14 protein-coding genes are annotated in these 16,113 nt (G+C 29.7%); 8 read left to right on the forward strand and 6 right to left on the reverse strand.

Going from position 1 to position 16,113, the window contains the following annotated elements; all coding sequences use genetic code 11:
* Positions 1 to 11 precede the first annotated feature (11 nt).
* Both lat and amaB read right to left on the reverse strand, forming a co-directional pair.
* On the reverse strand, positions 12 to 1,301 hold the full coding sequence (gene lat / locus BUA86_RS12280) for an L-lysine 6-transaminase (RefSeq protein WP_072933170.1): 1,290 nt from the start codon (positions 1,299 to 1,301) through the stop codon (positions 12 to 14).
* Positions 1,302 to 1,314: 13 nt separating this feature from the next.
* Positions 1,315 to 2,844 carry an L-piperidine-6-carboxylate dehydrogenase gene (amaB, locus tag BUA86_RS12285; protein ID WP_072933069.1) on the reverse strand — a complete coding sequence of 510 codons (1,530 nt, stop codon included), beginning with the start codon at positions 2,842 to 2,844 and terminating at the stop codon, positions 1,315 to 1,317.
* Between the two features lie 143 nt (positions 2,845 to 2,987).
* Between amaB and BUA86_RS12290 the strand changes: the two genes are divergently transcribed.
* The 8 genes from BUA86_RS12290 (at position 2,988) to ribD (ending at position 12,473) form a co-directional block, all read left to right on the forward strand.
* Positions 2,988 to 4,154, forward strand: coding sequence for an acyl-CoA dehydrogenase family protein (locus tag BUA86_RS12290; RefSeq protein WP_072933071.1), 1,167 nt, complete (start codon positions 2,988 to 2,990; stop codon positions 4,152 to 4,154).
* A 75-nt stretch (positions 4,155 to 4,229) separates the two neighbouring features.
* Positions 4,230 to 5,906 (forward strand): PNGase F N-terminal domain-containing protein, encoded by a 1,677-nt coding sequence (locus BUA86_RS12295; protein WP_072933073.1) that lies wholly within the window; start codon positions 4,230 to 4,232, stop codon positions 5,904 to 5,906.
* A gap of 94 nt (positions 5,907 to 6,000) precedes the next feature.
* A complete protein-coding gene (locus BUA86_RS12300; RefSeq protein ID WP_072933075.1) occupies positions 6,001 to 6,729 on the forward strand; it encodes a DUF4290 domain-containing protein in 729 nt (242 codons plus the stop codon).
* Between the two features lie 24 nt (positions 6,730 to 6,753).
* Positions 6,754 to 8,064 (forward strand): UDP-N-acetylglucosamine 1-carboxyvinyltransferase, encoded by a 1,311-nt coding sequence (murA, locus tag BUA86_RS12305; protein WP_072933077.1) that lies wholly within the window; start codon positions 6,754 to 6,756, stop codon positions 8,062 to 8,064.
* A 10-nt stretch (positions 8,065 to 8,074) separates the two neighbouring features.
* Positions 8,075 to 8,749, forward strand: a complete 675-nt coding sequence (locus BUA86_RS12310) for a DedA family protein (RefSeq protein ID WP_083580368.1) — start codon at positions 8,075 to 8,077, stop codon at positions 8,747 to 8,749.
* Positions 8,746 to 9,480, forward strand: coding sequence for a shikimate dehydrogenase family protein (locus BUA86_RS12315; protein ID WP_072933079.1), 735 nt, complete (start codon positions 8,746 to 8,748; stop codon positions 9,478 to 9,480). The genes BUA86_RS12310 and BUA86_RS12315 overlap by 4 nt, the downstream gene beginning before the upstream one ends.
* A 57-nt stretch (positions 9,481 to 9,537) precedes the next feature.
* The gene (locus tag BUA86_RS12320; protein WP_072933081.1) at positions 9,538 to 11,400 is read left to right on the forward strand and encodes a DUF349 domain-containing protein; all 1,863 of its coding nucleotides are present in this window, start codon (positions 9,538 to 9,540) and stop codon (positions 11,398 to 11,400) included.
* A 23-nt stretch (positions 11,401 to 11,423) separates the two neighbouring features.
* Positions 11,424 to 12,473 carry a bifunctional diaminohydroxyphosphoribosylaminopyrimidine deaminase/5-amino-6-(5-phosphoribosylamino)uracil reductase RibD gene (ribD, locus tag BUA86_RS12325; RefSeq protein WP_072933083.1) on the forward strand — a complete coding sequence of 350 codons (1,050 nt, stop codon included), beginning with the start codon at positions 11,424 to 11,426 and terminating at the stop codon, positions 12,471 to 12,473.
* Between the two features lie 409 nt (positions 12,474 to 12,882).
* On the opposite strand, the gene BUA86_RS12330 is transcribed toward ribD, so the two are convergent.
* The 4 genes from BUA86_RS12330 to BUA86_RS12345 all read right to left on the reverse strand — a co-directional run bounded on the left by BUA86_RS12330 (position 12,883) and on the right by BUA86_RS12345 (position 16,106).
* Positions 12,883 to 13,227, reverse strand: a complete 345-nt coding sequence (locus tag BUA86_RS12330; protein WP_072933085.1) for a DUF2200 domain-containing protein — start codon at positions 13,225 to 13,227, stop codon at positions 12,883 to 12,885.
* Between the two features lie 29 nt (positions 13,228 to 13,256).
* Positions 13,257 to 13,976, reverse strand: a complete 720-nt coding sequence (gene pepE / locus BUA86_RS12335; RefSeq protein ID WP_072933087.1) for a dipeptidase PepE — start codon at positions 13,974 to 13,976, stop codon at positions 13,257 to 13,259.
* A 51-nt stretch (positions 13,977 to 14,027) separates the two neighbouring features.
* Positions 14,028 to 14,639, reverse strand: coding sequence for a Vat family streptogramin A O-acetyltransferase (locus tag BUA86_RS12340; RefSeq protein ID WP_072933089.1), 612 nt, complete (start codon positions 14,637 to 14,639; stop codon positions 14,028 to 14,030).
* Positions 14,640 to 14,786: 147 nt separating this feature from the next.
* Positions 14,787 to 16,106 (reverse strand): ABC transporter permease, encoded by a 1,320-nt coding sequence (locus BUA86_RS12345; protein ID WP_072933091.1) that lies wholly within the window; start codon positions 16,104 to 16,106, stop codon positions 14,787 to 14,789.
* Between the last annotated feature and the right edge of the window lie 7 nt (positions 16,107 to 16,113).

Consider the following 16,113-nt stretch of genomic DNA (forward strand, 5'->3'; position numbering starts at 1 on the left):
CAACTTTTTAATTATTTTAATGATAATTTAATAATTTCTATCGTTTTATTAGCATCTTCTAAGGAAATATTAAGATGCGGGCGTAAACGAACGGATTTTTCCCCACAAGCCAATAATATTAATTTATGTTCAAAGCATCTTTTTATAAAAGAAGATCTAACATCTTCCGATTCAAAATCAAAAGCTATAAATAATCCTAATCCGCGAACGGCATTTATTTTTTTTGTTTCTTTAGCTATCTTAAAAAATTCTTCTAAAAAGTATTTACCTATTTTTTGAGCATTTTCTACTAAATTTTCTTTTTCTATAACTTCTAAAATCAATTTAAATCTCAACATATCAATATAGTTCCCTCCAAATGTAGAATTAATTCTACTCGATTCTTTGAAAACATTATTTGGAATGATATCTAATTTTTCTTTATTCGCTAAAATTCCACAAACTTGTGTCTTTTTACCAAAAGAAAGTATATCTGGAACAACATCATAATGCTGGAATGCCCACATTTTACCAGTCATTCCCATTCCTGTTTGTACTTCATCAAAAATTAGTAATATCTCTTCTTTGTTGCATATTTCTCTCAATTTTAAAAGAAAATCTTTTCTAAAATAATTATCCCCGCCTTCTCCTTGAATTGGTTCTATTATAATACATGCAATTTTATTTCTTCTTTTAGATAAAGCCTCTTCTATTTGTTGAACAGCTTTATCTTCAGCATTTATTGTTTCTTGTAAGTTATTTTCAGTTACAGGATACGATCTTTTTGGATTATCAATTCTTGGCCAATCAAATTTCGGAAAATATTGATATTTTCTTGGATCTCTTGTATTCGTTAAAGAAAGTGTATAACCAGAACGACCATGAAAAGCTTGCTTGAAATGAATAACTTCACCAGCCTCTTGTTCTATTCCTTTAGAAAAATTAAGACGAGTTTTCCAATCAAACGCAACTTTTAGAGCATTTTCAACCGCTAATGTTCCTCCATCAATAAGAAATAAATATTGCAGTTCCTTTGGCATTGCAACGCGCTCAAAAGTCTCTACAAAATCAGCATAATCTTTTGTATATATATCTGACATTGCTGGTTTATTAATAGCATTTCTACCTAGGAAATCTTTTTTACGCAATAAATCTGGATGATTATAACCAATAGATGTAGATGCAAACATGGAAAACATATCTAAATATTCTACCCCATTTTCATCTACGATATAAGAACCATGTGATTTTTCGACATCCATTACAATAGGATAACCGTCTACTAATATATGTTTTGCTAGTTTTTCGTGTGTTGTACTCATTTGTGTAGATTTTTTAAAAGTTAAATTTAATTCCTTGTGCCAATGGAACATCCGTAGAATAATTAATTGTGTTTGTCTGTCTTCTCATGTAAGCTTTCCAAGCATCAGAACCAGACTCTCTTCCTCCTCCAGTTTCTTTTTCGCCGCCAAATGCGCCACCAATTTCTGCTCCAGAAGTACCGATGTTTACATTAGCAATTCCACAATCCGATCCTTGTTGACTTAGAAATAGTTCGGCTTCTCTAAGATTATTTGTCATAATTGCAGAAGATAAACCTTGTTTTACATTGTTCTGAATTTCAATTGCATTCATTACATCTCCTTTGTATTTTATTAAATATAATATGGGAGCAAATGTTTCTTTCTGAACGATTTTATAATCATTTTCTACTTCAGCAATAACTGGTTTTACATAACAATTACTAGAATAATCTTTACCTTCTAAGACACCCGTTTCAACTAAAATTTTACCACCCTCTTTATTTATTTCATCTAATGCCAATAAATATGATTCTACAGCGTCTGTATCTATTAATGGACCTACGTGATTAGCTGAATCTAATGGATTTCCTATTTTTATTTGTTTATAAGCATTCACCAAAGCATCTTTAACTTTATCAAAAATACTTTCGTGGACAATTAATCTTCTTGTTGTTGTACAACGTTGTCCGGCAGTACCCACAGCACCAAAAACGACAGCTGTAAGCATAATTTTTAAATCTGCATCTGGTGTAACAATAATTGCATTGTTCCCTCCTAGTTCTAAAATTGTTTTACCTAAACGTGCTGCAACAACTTTATTAACTTCTATTCCCATTCTTGTTGATCCTGTAGCAGAAACCAAAGCAACTTTTTTATCATGAGAAATTAATTCACCTATTTCCTTATCTCCAATTACTAAAGAAGAAACGCCTTCTACAATATTATTTTGTTTTAGAACTTCGGCTAATATTTTTTGACAAGCAATTGCACAAAACGGTGTCTTTTCGCTAGGTTTCCAAATGACAACATTTCCGCAAACCAAAGCTAAACATGTATTCCATGCCCAAACAGCCACAGGAAAATTAAAAGCTGAGATAATACCAACAATTCCTAATGGGTGATACTGATCATACATTCTATGCATTGGTCTTTCGGAATGGATTGTTGCACCATATAATTGACGAGATAAACCTATAGCAAAGTCGCATATATCTATCATTTCTTGGACTTCACCTAAACCTTCCTGATAAGATTTTCCCATTTCATAAGAAACAAGCTTACCTAAAAACTCTTTTTTCTCTCTTAGTTTTTCTCCAAATTGTCGAATAATTTCTCCTCTTTTAGGAGCTGGTAATAATCGCCATTCTTTAAAAGCATCTTCAGAAAATTTAATTACTTTTTCATAGTCAGCTTTTGTTGAAGTTTTTACTTTTCCAATTAGCTTACCATCTACTGGTGAATGAGACAATAGTTCATTTCCATTAGCAAACCAATTTTCTCCAGCAGAAGTTCCTAAATTATCAGTTAAAATTTTCAACTCTTTTAATTCACGTTCTATCATTTTTTTGTGTTATTTTGTGGTTATATTGTTTTACCTAAAGTATATAAAAAATTCGTAAATCAAAAACATAAAACAAATAATATTCATATTATATTTACATTTAATGAACATAATTTTAGATTAATAATAAAAAACTGCATAAAATGAAATTAACAACAGACTACTATGATATAGATGATTTATTATCGACTGAACACAAATTAATCAGACAATCGGTTAGAGATTTTGTAGATAACGAAATAAAACCAGTTATTGATGATGCCGCGCAACACCATCATGATATTCCAGATTTAATGAAAAAATTAGGTTCTGTTGGTGCTTTAGGACCATATATTCCAGAAGAATATGGAGGTGCAGGATTAGATCAGATGTCTTATGGTCTAATTATGCAAGAATTAGAACGTGGAGATTCGGCAGTTCGTTCTGCAGCATCTGTACAATCTTCTTTAGTTATGTATCCTATTTATACGTATGGTTCCGAAGAACAAAAACGTCAGTTTCTTCCGAAATTAGCTTCTGGAGATTTTATTGGAAGCTTTGGGTTAACAGAACCAAATCATGGTTCTAATCCAGGCGGAATGGAAACTAAATTAACGAAAGATGGCGAAAATTACAGATTAAATGGAGCGAAAATGTGGATTACCAACTCTCCTATTTGTGACATTGCAGTTGTTTGGGCAAAAGATGAAGAAGGCAAAATTAGAGGAATTATTGTAGAAAGAGATATGCAAGGTTTCTCTACACCAGAAACATTAAACAAATGGTCTTTAAGAGCTTCTAAAACGGGAGAATTTGTTTTTGATAATGTTCTAATAAAAGAAGAAAATATTTTACCACATGTAAATAGTTTAAGAGGTCCATTGTCTTGTTTAAATTCTGCTCGATATGGAATTTCTTGGGGTGTTATAGGAGCAGCAATAGATTGTTATGAATCTGCTCTTAATTACTCATTAGAACGAAATCAATTTGGGAAACCAATTGCTTCTTATCAATTACAACAAAAAAAATTAGCCGAATTTATAACAGAAATTACAAAAGCACAATTATTATGTTGGCGTTTAGGTACATTAAAAAATGAAAATAAAGCAACGCCAGAACAGATTTCTATGGCTAAAAGAAATAATGTAAAAATGGCATTAGATATAGCAAGAGAATCTCGTCAAATAATTGGTGCTATGGGAATTGTTGGTGAATTTCCGATGATGAGACATGCAGCTAATTTAGAGTCTGTTATAACTTACGAAGGAACACATGATGTACACTTATTAATTACTGGTGCAGATATTACCGGAATTAATGCGTTTGTGTAGCATTATTATTCTTAAATCAGATATTTTTTTCATAGGTTTACAATTTATTTGTAAACCTTTTTACATTTAGCTAAAATGAATTTAAAATCAATTATCTTTTTTGTTTTCTGTTTTATAAGTGCTCAAAATTATGCACAAGAAACTTATATTATTACGTATGAAAAATTTTCTAATGATAAAAAAGTTGAAGAAAGCAATCCAATACAAGTAATAAGTAACAATAAAGAAACAATTATTGGGACACAGAATAGTTTTACTGATGATAGACAATTCCCAAATGAAATGTTTTATTTTAGTAAAGATAAATCGCCTATCATTTCATCTATAACACAGTTTGACTCTATAAAATCTATTGTTAGCAACGATTCTATTTCTTTTAACAAAGCTGTTTTTACAATTACAAGAGAAACAAAGAGAATTTTAGGTTTAAGATGTAAAAAAGCAACTACAATTATTAACTCAAATTCTATTGATTTATGGTTTGTAGATAATTTAAATATTAATGCTGCACCAACAACTTTAGGGCTTAATTTAGGTTTCGTGCTAGAAATGACACGCAATAATAATTACACCTTAAGAGCATCTAGAATAGAACGTCATAGAGAGGTAGAACCTAGTTTATTTGTAGAAAAAGAATTAGAGCAAGAGCCTTTAGACTTGTTGACTTATAAAGATATTATTTGGAAAAATAAATTTGTAAATATTCCTTTACTAGATAATCAACAAATTAACTTTACAAATTATGTAAATTCAACAGATTCACTTTATCGTTTTGCGAATGGAACAGTTGTCGTAAAGAGAGTAAAGATTCCTAAAATCAATCAAAAAAGTCAGATATTCTTAAATGTAACTCAAATGTCTAATGGAGATGCTTATGATAGAACTGGATCAGTTTTTCTAATTCCAATGCATTCTGAAATTACATTTATGAATGGTTTACAAAAAGGAATTAATGAATTACCAATTTACACAAATGGTAATAACAAAAAATACCAAGGCTATTTCTTAACAGAAAACTATTCACCTACTGTAGAATTAATGCGCTTTTTTACATCATTCGGTATCAATAAATTTAATCATATTCAGCTGAAAGATCAAACATGGCAAACCCAATCAAATTATAGACAAGAAATTTCTGAATTTCAAGGTGTTTTGTCGGATCAAGAAGTTTTAATAGGTTTTTATATCGGAAATTATGATCAAGGCGGGCATCTTATTTCTGCTAATTTAACTATTCATCCATCTGGAGAAAATACAATTCCTAACCAAAAAGTTCTTCCACTTTTTAATACAGTAAATGTAATGGAGATGGCTGGACAAGAATATTCATCTTTATTTAATGACCCTAATGGTTTACGAGTAGAATTCACATTAAAAGAAGATATGAATAATGCTAAATTACGTTTTATAACAACTGGACATGGTGGCTGGGAAAATGGAGATGAGTTTGTTCCAAAAGAAAATACTATATTTGTAGATAATCAAAAAGTTTTTAGTACAATTCCTTGGCGACAAGATTGTGGTTCTTTTAGAAGCTACAATCCGGCTTCTGGAAATTTCAACAACGGCTTATCTTCTTCAGATTATAGTCGTTCTAATTGGTGTCCTGGGACACTTACCTCTCCTTTCTTTGTTAATTTAGGAGATTTAAAAGCTGGTAAACACAGCGTGCAAGTTAAAATACCGCAAGGAAAACCAGAAGGAACTAGTTTTAGTTATTGGAACGTTTCTGGTGTTCTTTTAGGAGAATAATTTTAATATAAATTTATAATTCGAAAATCAACTTTTCAGTTAAAATATCAAATAGAAATTTGTAATTTTGTCAACATACACAGTATAAAATTTAATGGAATACAATACACTTCGTACACAATTAATTATTCCAGAATATGGTCGTCATATTCAAGAAATGGTAGATTATTGTAAAACAATCACAGACGAGACAGAACGTAACGGCTTTGCGGAAATTATAATAGAAGTAATGGGTGAATTAAATCCTCATTTACGTGATGTTCCAGATTTTCAACATAAACTTTGGGATCAACTCTTCATTATGGCAGAATTTGATCTGGATGTAAGATCTCCATATCCTATTCCAACTAAAAAAGATACTGTAAATAGTAAACCCAATAAAGTAAACTATCCACAAAGTATTTATAAATATAGATACTATGGACACAACATTAGAAAAATGATTGATGTTGCAATTACTTGGGAAGAAGGTGAAAAAAGAGAAGGATTATTTTTTGCAATTGCAAATCATATGAAAAAATGTTACCTACTTTGGAATAAAGATACAGTTGAGGATCAAGTAATTTTTGATCATTTATACGACTTATCTGATGGTAAAATTGATTTACGACAAGTTAACGATCAATTGGTTTCTTCTGATAAAATGAATAATAACAATTCTAATCATCAGAGTAATACAAATAGAAACAACCAAAATCATCGTAATAACAACAACAATAATAATCGAAACAATAACCAAAATTCGAACAACAGAAATAACAACAATCGAAATAATAATCAAAACAATAATCGTAACCAAAACGTTCGCAATAACAAAGGTTAAATCAAAACTATTTAATACAAAAAAATGGCTACATTTCAAATAAAGGGAGGGAAACCTTTAAAAGGAGAGATTACTCCACAAGGTGCTAAAAATGAGGTGCTACAAATTTTATGTGCTGTCTTACTAACCAACGAACAAGTACGTGTAAAAAATATTCCAGATATCCGTGATGTTAATCGCTTAATAGAAATTTTAGGAGATTTAGGTGTAAAAACACAAAAAAACGGAAAAGGAGATTTTACTTTTCAGGCAGACGAATTACGATTAGATTATTTAAAAGGAAAACAATTTAGAAAAGATGGAGCTGCTTTACGTGGATCTATCATGTTAATGGGGCCATTATTAGCTCGTTTTGGAGAAGCATTTATGCCAAAACCAGGAGGAGACAAAATTGGACGTCGTCGTTTAGACACGCACTTCGAAGGTTTTTTTGCTCTAGGTGCTAAATACCGTTTTAATCCAGATGAAGATTTTTACGGTGTAGAAGTTGGTGAAGAAGGATTAACAGGTTCTTATATGTTATTAGAAGAAGCTTCTGTAACTGGAACTGCTAACATTATTATGGCTGCTGTTTTAGCTAAAGGAACAACAACTATTTATAATGCAGCTTGTGAACCTTACATTCAACAATTATGTAAAATGTTGAATCGTATGGGAGCAAAAATTTCTGGTATTTCATCTAATCTTTTAACAATAGAAGGTGTTGAAGAATTAGGAGGAACAGAGCATACTTGTTTACCAGATATGATTGAAATTGGTTCTTGGATTGGTTTAGCAGCAATGACTAAATCAGAATTAACGATTAAAAACGTATCATGGGAAAACTTAGGTGTTATTCCAGATGTATTTAGAAAATTAGGAATTAAATTAGAAAAAGTAAATGATGACATTTATATTCCTGCTCAAGAGAATTACGAAATTGAGCGTTTTATAGATGGATCTATCTTAACTATTTCTGACTCTCCTTGGCCAGGATTTACACCAGATTTATTATCAATTATATTAGTTATTGCAACGCAAGCAAAAGGAAGTGTATTAATTCACCAAAAAATGTTTGAATCTCGTTTATTCTTCGTAGATAAATTAATTGAGATGGGTGCACAAATTATTTTATGTGATCCACATAGAGCAACAGTTATTGGTCTTAATCATGATACACCATTAAAAGGAGCAGAATTAACATCTCCTGATATCCGTGCCGGTATGTCATTATTAATTGCTGCACTTTCTGCAAAAGGAAAAACAATTATTCATAATATCGATCAAATTGATCGTGGTTACGAAGATATTGACACTCGTTTACGTGCTATAGGAGCTGATATAATCAGAGCATAAAACATAAACAATGCAAACAATAATTGACTTTATTACCAATTTTGTACAACGACCAGATAAGGTTTTAATGGACATTATCAATAACTATGGTTATTGGATATATGTAATCTTATTTCTTATCATTTTTGCTGAAACAGGTTTAATTGTAATGTCATTTATAATGCCTTTTTTACCTGGTGATGCTTTAATATTTGCTGTAGGAATGATTGCTGCTAATGATGAACAGAATCATTTACATATAGAATATATTATTCCATTATTAATGGTTGCTGCAATTTTAGGAGATAATGTTAATTATTTTATCGGAAGAAGATTTGGTGGTTGGGTTCTTGGACGCAAAGACTCTTTTTTTCTTAAAAAAAGTCATGTAGAAAAAGCGACTGTTTTCTTTAATGAAAATGGAAAAAAAGCAATTATTATTGCTCGTTTTATGCCAGTTGTAAGAACAATTATTCCATTTATATGTGGTGTTACCAATCTAGATTATAAAACGTTTATAACGTATAGTTTTATTGGTGCAGTACTTTGGGTTGGTGTAATCTCGTTATTAGGACACACATTAGGTCAGTTTGATATTGTAAAACATAACTTAGAGAAGTTTATATTCGGAATTATTATCGTGGCAAATTCGCCTTTAATTTTCCGATTGATAAAAGCTCAGTTTAATAAAAATAAAGAAGAATGAGACAATTTGGATTAATAGGACGAAACATCGCCTACTCTTTTTCAAAGACTTATTTTGCTGAAAAATTTAAAAATGAAAACATTGTAGACGCTGTCTACAATGTTTTTGATTTAAATACAATTAGTGAAGTAGAAAATGTATTTAAGAAAGAAGGTTTAGTAGGTTTTAATGTTACCATTCCTTACAAACAAGAAATAATACCTTTTTTAGATGAACTATCTCCAGAAGCTGAAAAAATTGGAGCTGTAAATACTGTTTTAATAAAAGATGGAAAAAAAATAGGCTATAATACAGATTCTCATGGTTTTCATCATTCTATCTTACCACTTTTAGAAGAGCACCACAAAAAAGCTTTAGTTTTAGGAAATGGAGGTGCTGCAAAAGCCGTTTTTTATATTTTAGATAAATTAAACATCGAATATAAAATTGTTTCTAGAAATTTTTTAGAAAATCATTTTACTTACAATGATATTAACGAAAGTGTAATCAAAGATTATCAAATCATTATCAATTGTTCACCTGTTGGGACTTTTCCTAATGTAGAAAATGCTCCGCTTCTTCCCTATCAGTCTATAGACAAAACACATTTGTTGTACGATTTAATCTACAATCCACCTGTAACTAAATTCTTAGAAAACGGAGATAACAACAGTGCTAAAACTAAAAATGGACACGAAATGTTAGTTCTCCAAGCAGAAAAAGCATGGGAGATATGGAATAAAGTAGACTAAATCTCTTGATTTTCTTCTTTTGTTTTAGTAGATTTGAGAAACAAAACATATTTCCTTATGAATACTGAAATGGATAACCTGCATAATGCAGACGGAGAAAATAATTCTAATGAATCTACTAAAAACGATTTAAACACAGAATCGTACAAAACAAATGAGTCGAATAATCAAGAAGAAAGTAATGAAATTACACTGAAAGATTATGATACTTTTAGTTTTGATGTTTTGATTGATGAAGCTAAAAATTTATTAAGTAAGCATGATGTTCAGGATATTCGCGAACATTTTAATCAGATTAGAGATGCTTTCAAAAATAAATTAGAAAAAGAAGAAGCTGAAAAGAAAAAAGCATTTTTAGAAGACGGAGGTAACGAAATAGATTTTAGATATGAAACTTCATATCGTGAAAAATTTAACGTAGTTTACAATGATTACAAAAATCAACTTTCTATTCATCATAAACAAAATGAAAAGAAAGAAGATGAAAATCTTGCAGAACGTTTAGCTATTATTGATGAATTAAAATCATTGTACCAAGAACAAAATGATTCTAGTTCTTCTATGTTTAAGAAATTTCGTGAATTAAAAACGAGATGGCATAACGCAGGAAGAATTCCAGCTAAAAATGCAGAAAATATCTTCAAAAATTATTTTTTCCATTTAGACAATTTCTATACTTATTTGGATATGAACAAAGAATTACAAACGCTTGATTATGCACATAATCTAGAAGTTCGTTATTCTATCATAAAACGTGCAGAAGAGCTTATAAATGAACCAAACGTACAAAAAGCTCTTAATGAACTGCAATACTTACACCGTTTATGGAAAGAAGAAGCTGTACCAGTACAAGAGGATTTACGAGAACCTACGTGGTTACACTTTAAAGAATTAACAAATAAGATTCACGACAGAAAAGGTGAATTAAACGAAAAAATAAAACAAGAACAAAAAGATAATCTTGAAAAGAAAAACGAGATTATTTCTAAAATAAAATCAATTAACGAAAGTGTTGCAAATAAATCGCATAGCGAATGGCAAAAAGCAATTACTGAAATTAATACTTTACGTGAAAGCTTTATTGGATTAGGAAGAGTTCCGAAAGATAAAAATGCAGAAACTTGGGATGCTTTTAAGAAGGAAACAAGAGAATTTAATCATATTAAAAATGATTTCTATAAAAGCTTAAAATCTGATCAGCAAATTAATCTTGAAAAGAAAACGGCTTTGTTAGAAATCGCTAAACAACATGCTGAAAGTACAGATTGGAATAATTCCGTTGCTGTAATTAAGAAAATTCAGAATGATTGGAAAAATATAGGTCATGTACCAAGAAAAAATTCTGACAAAATTTGGAAAGAATTCAAAGAAACATGTAATAAATTCTTCGACCGATACAAGAAACGTCACGAACAAGACAACGAAAAATTAGAACAAAACTTTGAGCAAAAAACAAGTTTCTTAGACAAATTTAAAGCTGCACAAATCTCTGAGGATAAAGACCAAGCATTAAAAGAACTTCAGAGTTTTAAAAGCGAATGGAATACATTAGGAAAAGTTCCTTCGGACAAATTAGCTATTAACCAAGAATTTAATAGTTTATATAATTCTAAAATTTCTGATTTAAATTTATCTAAAGCTGAGCTAAATGACTATGAGTTACAGTCGCTAGTAAACAAAGTGAAAGCTAATGGAAACAGTAGCATGCTAGATGATGAAATTAGAAAAACGCGTAAGAATATTGAAGAATTAGAAAAAGACATTAATCAATTAGATAATAATGTTAATTTCTTTTCTAACGCCAATAAAGACAGTCCACTTTTAAGAGATGTTTTTAAACAAATTGATGAAAAACGTAAGAAACTTACAGAAGAAGAAATCAAATTAAAAACATTATTCAACATTGATTTAAATGATTGATAAATTTAATCATACATTTTAAAATGACACAACAAGCAATCGATGAGATATTTATGTCTCGTTGTATACAAATAGCATCAAACGGGTTAGGAACAACATATCCTAATCCGTTTGTTGGTTCTGTAATCGTACATAATAATAAAATTATTGGAGAAGGTTTTACTTCTAAATACGGAGGTCCACATGCCGAAGTAAATGCAATTAATTCTGTAAAAGATAAAGAATTACTAAAAGAAAGTACGCTTTATGTAACATTAGAGCCATGTTCTCATTTTGGTAAAACTCCACCTTGTGCTAATTTAATCATCGAAAAAGAAATACCTAAAGTTGTCATTGGAACATTAGATCCTTTTGCAAAAGTAAATGGCCAAGGTTATTTACGTTTATTAAAAAATGGTATTGACGTTAGATTAGGTGTTTTAGAAAAAGAATGTCTTGCGCTTAATAAACGTTTTATTACTTTCCATGAAAAAAAGAGACCATATATTATCTTAAAATGGGCACAGACCGAGGATGGATACATGGGAAGAGATGATGTACAAAAATGGATTACAAACCAGTATAGTAAACAATTAGTACATAAATGGAGAACAGAAGAACAAGCTATTTTAGTTGGAAAAAACACAACATTAATAGATAATCCACAGCTTAATACAAGATTGTGGGATGGTAATAATCCTGTTCGCATTGCTATTGATAAAAATCTTGCTATACCACAAAGTTTCCATCTATACGATCAAACTCAACAAACTGTTATATTTAACTCGATAGAAAATTCGGAACAAGAAAATTTAAAATTAGTTCAGTTAGATTTTTCTACAGAAATAGTTCCTCAAATTCTTAATTATTTATACGAAGCTAATATTCAATCTTTAATTATCGAAGGTGGAAGTGCAACTATTCAGCGTTTTATAAACTTAAACCTTTGGGACGAAGCTAGAATTTTAAGTTCTGATACTATTTGGAACGATGGTATTTTAGCACCAAGATTAAAAGGAACAAGAACAGAAAAGTTTCGTTTTTTAAATGATGAATTAGTAATTTTTGAAAATAGAATTGAAGAAGAGATTTAAGATTTTAAGACATAAGATTTAAGGATATTGACAGTTATATTTTTTCCAAAATACTTGATAAACTGTCTTAGTCTTAGTTCTTGATACAAAATCCTATTGAACTTCACTTGAACTGATAGTTTTTTTAATATACAATATCTATAATATAATGTCCTCCTGAAACAATTTCAGGAGGACAAATATTTATGTTTTAATTTAAAAATCTACTCTTTCACGTTGAACTTATCGAAACCGAAATTATATATTCAAATTTGTCAAGCTTTGTCATATTGAACCTGTCGAAGTATCATTTCAGCTTTGCATCGTATAAGGAAGACATACCAGACTTAAACTAAACTTATCATTACATAATATTTAGTTTTGTCATAAAAATCAAACTGAAAGTTTTTCGACTTTATAAAAAAGATTATTATTCTCTCAAAATTTTATTCATTGCTTTTCCTTTCGCTAATTCATCTATCAGCTTATCAAGAAATCTAATTTTTTGATACAAAGGATCCTGAATCTCTTCTACTCTATATCCACAGATAACACCTTTTATTTTATCTACATTTGGATTTAAATGAGCGTGAGCAAAAAAAGATTCAAAATCAATTTTGTCTTCTATTATTTTTTCTAAATCTGTAGAATTATAACCTGTTAACCAATAAATAACTTCGTGTAATTCTTCTACTGTTCTTCCTTTACTTTCTACCTTTTTTACATAATGTGGATATACACTTGCAAAAGATATTTTAAAAACCTTTGTATTCATCTGTTATTTATTTTTTGTGATTAACAATGTTATGAATAAATGGTAGCAGATAATTTTCCTGATTCAACTTCTATAGCATCTTCATTTGGTTTAAAAATACGTGCTTTTAAAGTTCCTTTTAATTCTATTTCTCCGTTTTCTACGCGTAACCAACTCCCTTCTCTTAATCCAATAACTGATTGTGAATTAAATTTATGAAATTCATTAATGCGTGTTTCTCTTGTTTCTCCTTTATGTGTTGAATTTGGATCTGGGTCTAAATAATGAGGATTAATGTTAAATGGTAAAAACTGTAAAGCATTAAAACTAGGCGGATAAACAATTGGCATATCATTCGTTGTTCCTATTGTTAAACCAGTCATATTACTTCCTGCACTACTTCCCATGTATGGAACTCCATTTGCTACAACTTCTCTAATAACATCTACCAAACCAAGTTCGTACAATGTTTTTAATAATAAAAATGTATTTCCTCCTCCAATAAAAATAGCCTTTGCATTGCGTACGGCTTCTTTTGGATCATTGTATGTATGTAATCCTGAAACTTTAATTCCAAAAGGTTCTAAAGCATTCACCACATTTTGTGTATAATCATCGTGAGAAATACCAGAAGGACGAGCAAATGGTATAAATAATAATTCATCTGTTTTTAAGAAATCTATTACTTCTTCTCGAATATATTCTAAATATCCACTACCATAAATTGTACTTGTACTTACAACAAGTAAACGATAATTTGGATTAATCATATTTATTTAATTTTTATCAAAGTTAAGTTATTTGTATTTTTTAAGTTCTGTCTATTTCAATTTTTCAGTTAAGAATTCTAACTTTTCTGTTATTTTTTCTATTTCCCAATTCCACCATTCCATTGCGAGTAATTCATCAATTTTTTCTTGCGAAAATCTTTTCTTTATTTCTTTTGCAGGGTTTCCTCCTACAATACTGTAAGGTTCTACATCTTTTGTTACTGTAGAATTTGTTGAAATTATAGCACCATTTCCTATTTTTACACCTGGCATTATTGTTACATTATGTCCAATCCAAACATCATTTTCAATTATTGTATCGCCCTTATAAGGTAAATCCTCAGCTTTTGGAGTTGATTTCACCCAATCTTTACCAAAAATATAAAACGGATAGGCTGTTATTCCATCCATTTTATGATTTGCTCCATTCATTATAAATTTCACATCAGAAGCTATCATACAAAACTTTCCGATTATTAATTTATCACCAATAAAATCAAAATGATATTTTACATTTTTTTCAAAATTTTCTACATTATCAAAATCATCATAATAGGTATAATCACCAACTATAATATTGGGATTTTTGATGATATTTTTAAGAAAACATAACTTATTATAATGAGGCAATGGAAATATTTCGTTTTTATCTGGAATTTGCATTTTAAAAGGTTTATTAATTTATCCTAATCTCTACTTGTTATCTAAGTTTTAGTAAATATACAAACAGATATAAAATAATGGTAATTCATAAATTTTCAATATAAAAAAAGAGAGCTAAAAGCTCTCTTTTGATATTTAGAATAAAATTTAATTCTTGTAATTAATCCACTTAATAATTTCTTTTACTGTTGGTTTCTTCCCATAAATTAAAATTCCGATACGGTAAATTTTAGAAGCAACATACACCATAAAAATTGTACTAATTAGTAATAAAAATAAGGATAATGCTAACTGCCACATGGGAACATCGAACGGAATTCGGGTTATCATAGAAATGGGCGATGTTAAAGGAATCATAGATAACCAAAAAGCAACAGGACCATCGGGATTCTCAAAAGTTGTCATACTTCCGTATAAACCAATCATCATCGGCACCAATGGGAAATATGTAAACTGTTGCGTATCTGTATCATTATCTACAGCAGAACCAATTGCTGCAAAAACAGAACTATAAAATAAATAACCCAATACAAAATAAGCAATAAAAGTAAAAATGATTAATGGATAATTAAACGTTAACAAGACTTCACTTATTTCTGTTACTTTATGCATCATATCAGGATTTGTTTCTGCCATTTGTGTTTGATTCATCATTATCTGTGCTTGATCTATACGAGAAGAAGCTAATACTGGAAAAGCTAAAAGCAAACTCATTGTCATAGCAATCCATATTGCAAATTGTGTAACAGCAACTAAAGTTGTTCCTAGTATTTTCCCCATCATTAAATCGAATGGTTTTACCGAAGAAATAATGATTTCTACTACTCTATTGTTCTTTTCTTCAACCACAGAGCGCATTACTTTAACTCCGTAAATCATAACGAACATAAAAATGATATACGTTAAAAATATAGACAGCGCAATTTTTAACTCGACTCCTGTATCTTCTTTTCCGTCTTTTACGTTGTATACGTTAATATTCACTCTAGCTTTAGAAGAATCTAAATCAACTAAATTAATACCAGCTTTTAACTGTTTATGTTTCTCAATTTTATCGCTTATAGTATGCGCTAATTTTTCTCTATCTGTAATTCCAAGATTACCATTGGTAAACAATTGTGTGTTTTTCTCAATATTACTATAATTTCCATCTGTATTTTTAGGAATATATAATATCGCGTTTAAATATTCACTATCCTTTAAAGTATCTTTTATCGATTGTAATTCTTGAGGAGTATAAATACTAAACATCATTTGTTTTGACGACTTAAATGATGTTAAAAACTCAGCGCTCTCATCAACAATCGCAACATTTTTCACTTCTGAATTATTTGCAGAACTTAAAAAGAAAATAACAGCTCCAGCTCCAGCAATTAATAATGGAGAAAGAAATGTCATTATAATAAATGCCTTGTTTTTTACTTGAGAAAAGAATTCGCGTTGCGCAATCAAAAATATATTTTTCATCTATAAT

The organism is Chishuiella changwenlii (assembly GCF_900142565.1).
Classification (GTDB): Bacteria; Bacteroidota; Bacteroidia; order Flavobacteriales; family Weeksellaceae; genus Empedobacter; species Empedobacter changwenlii.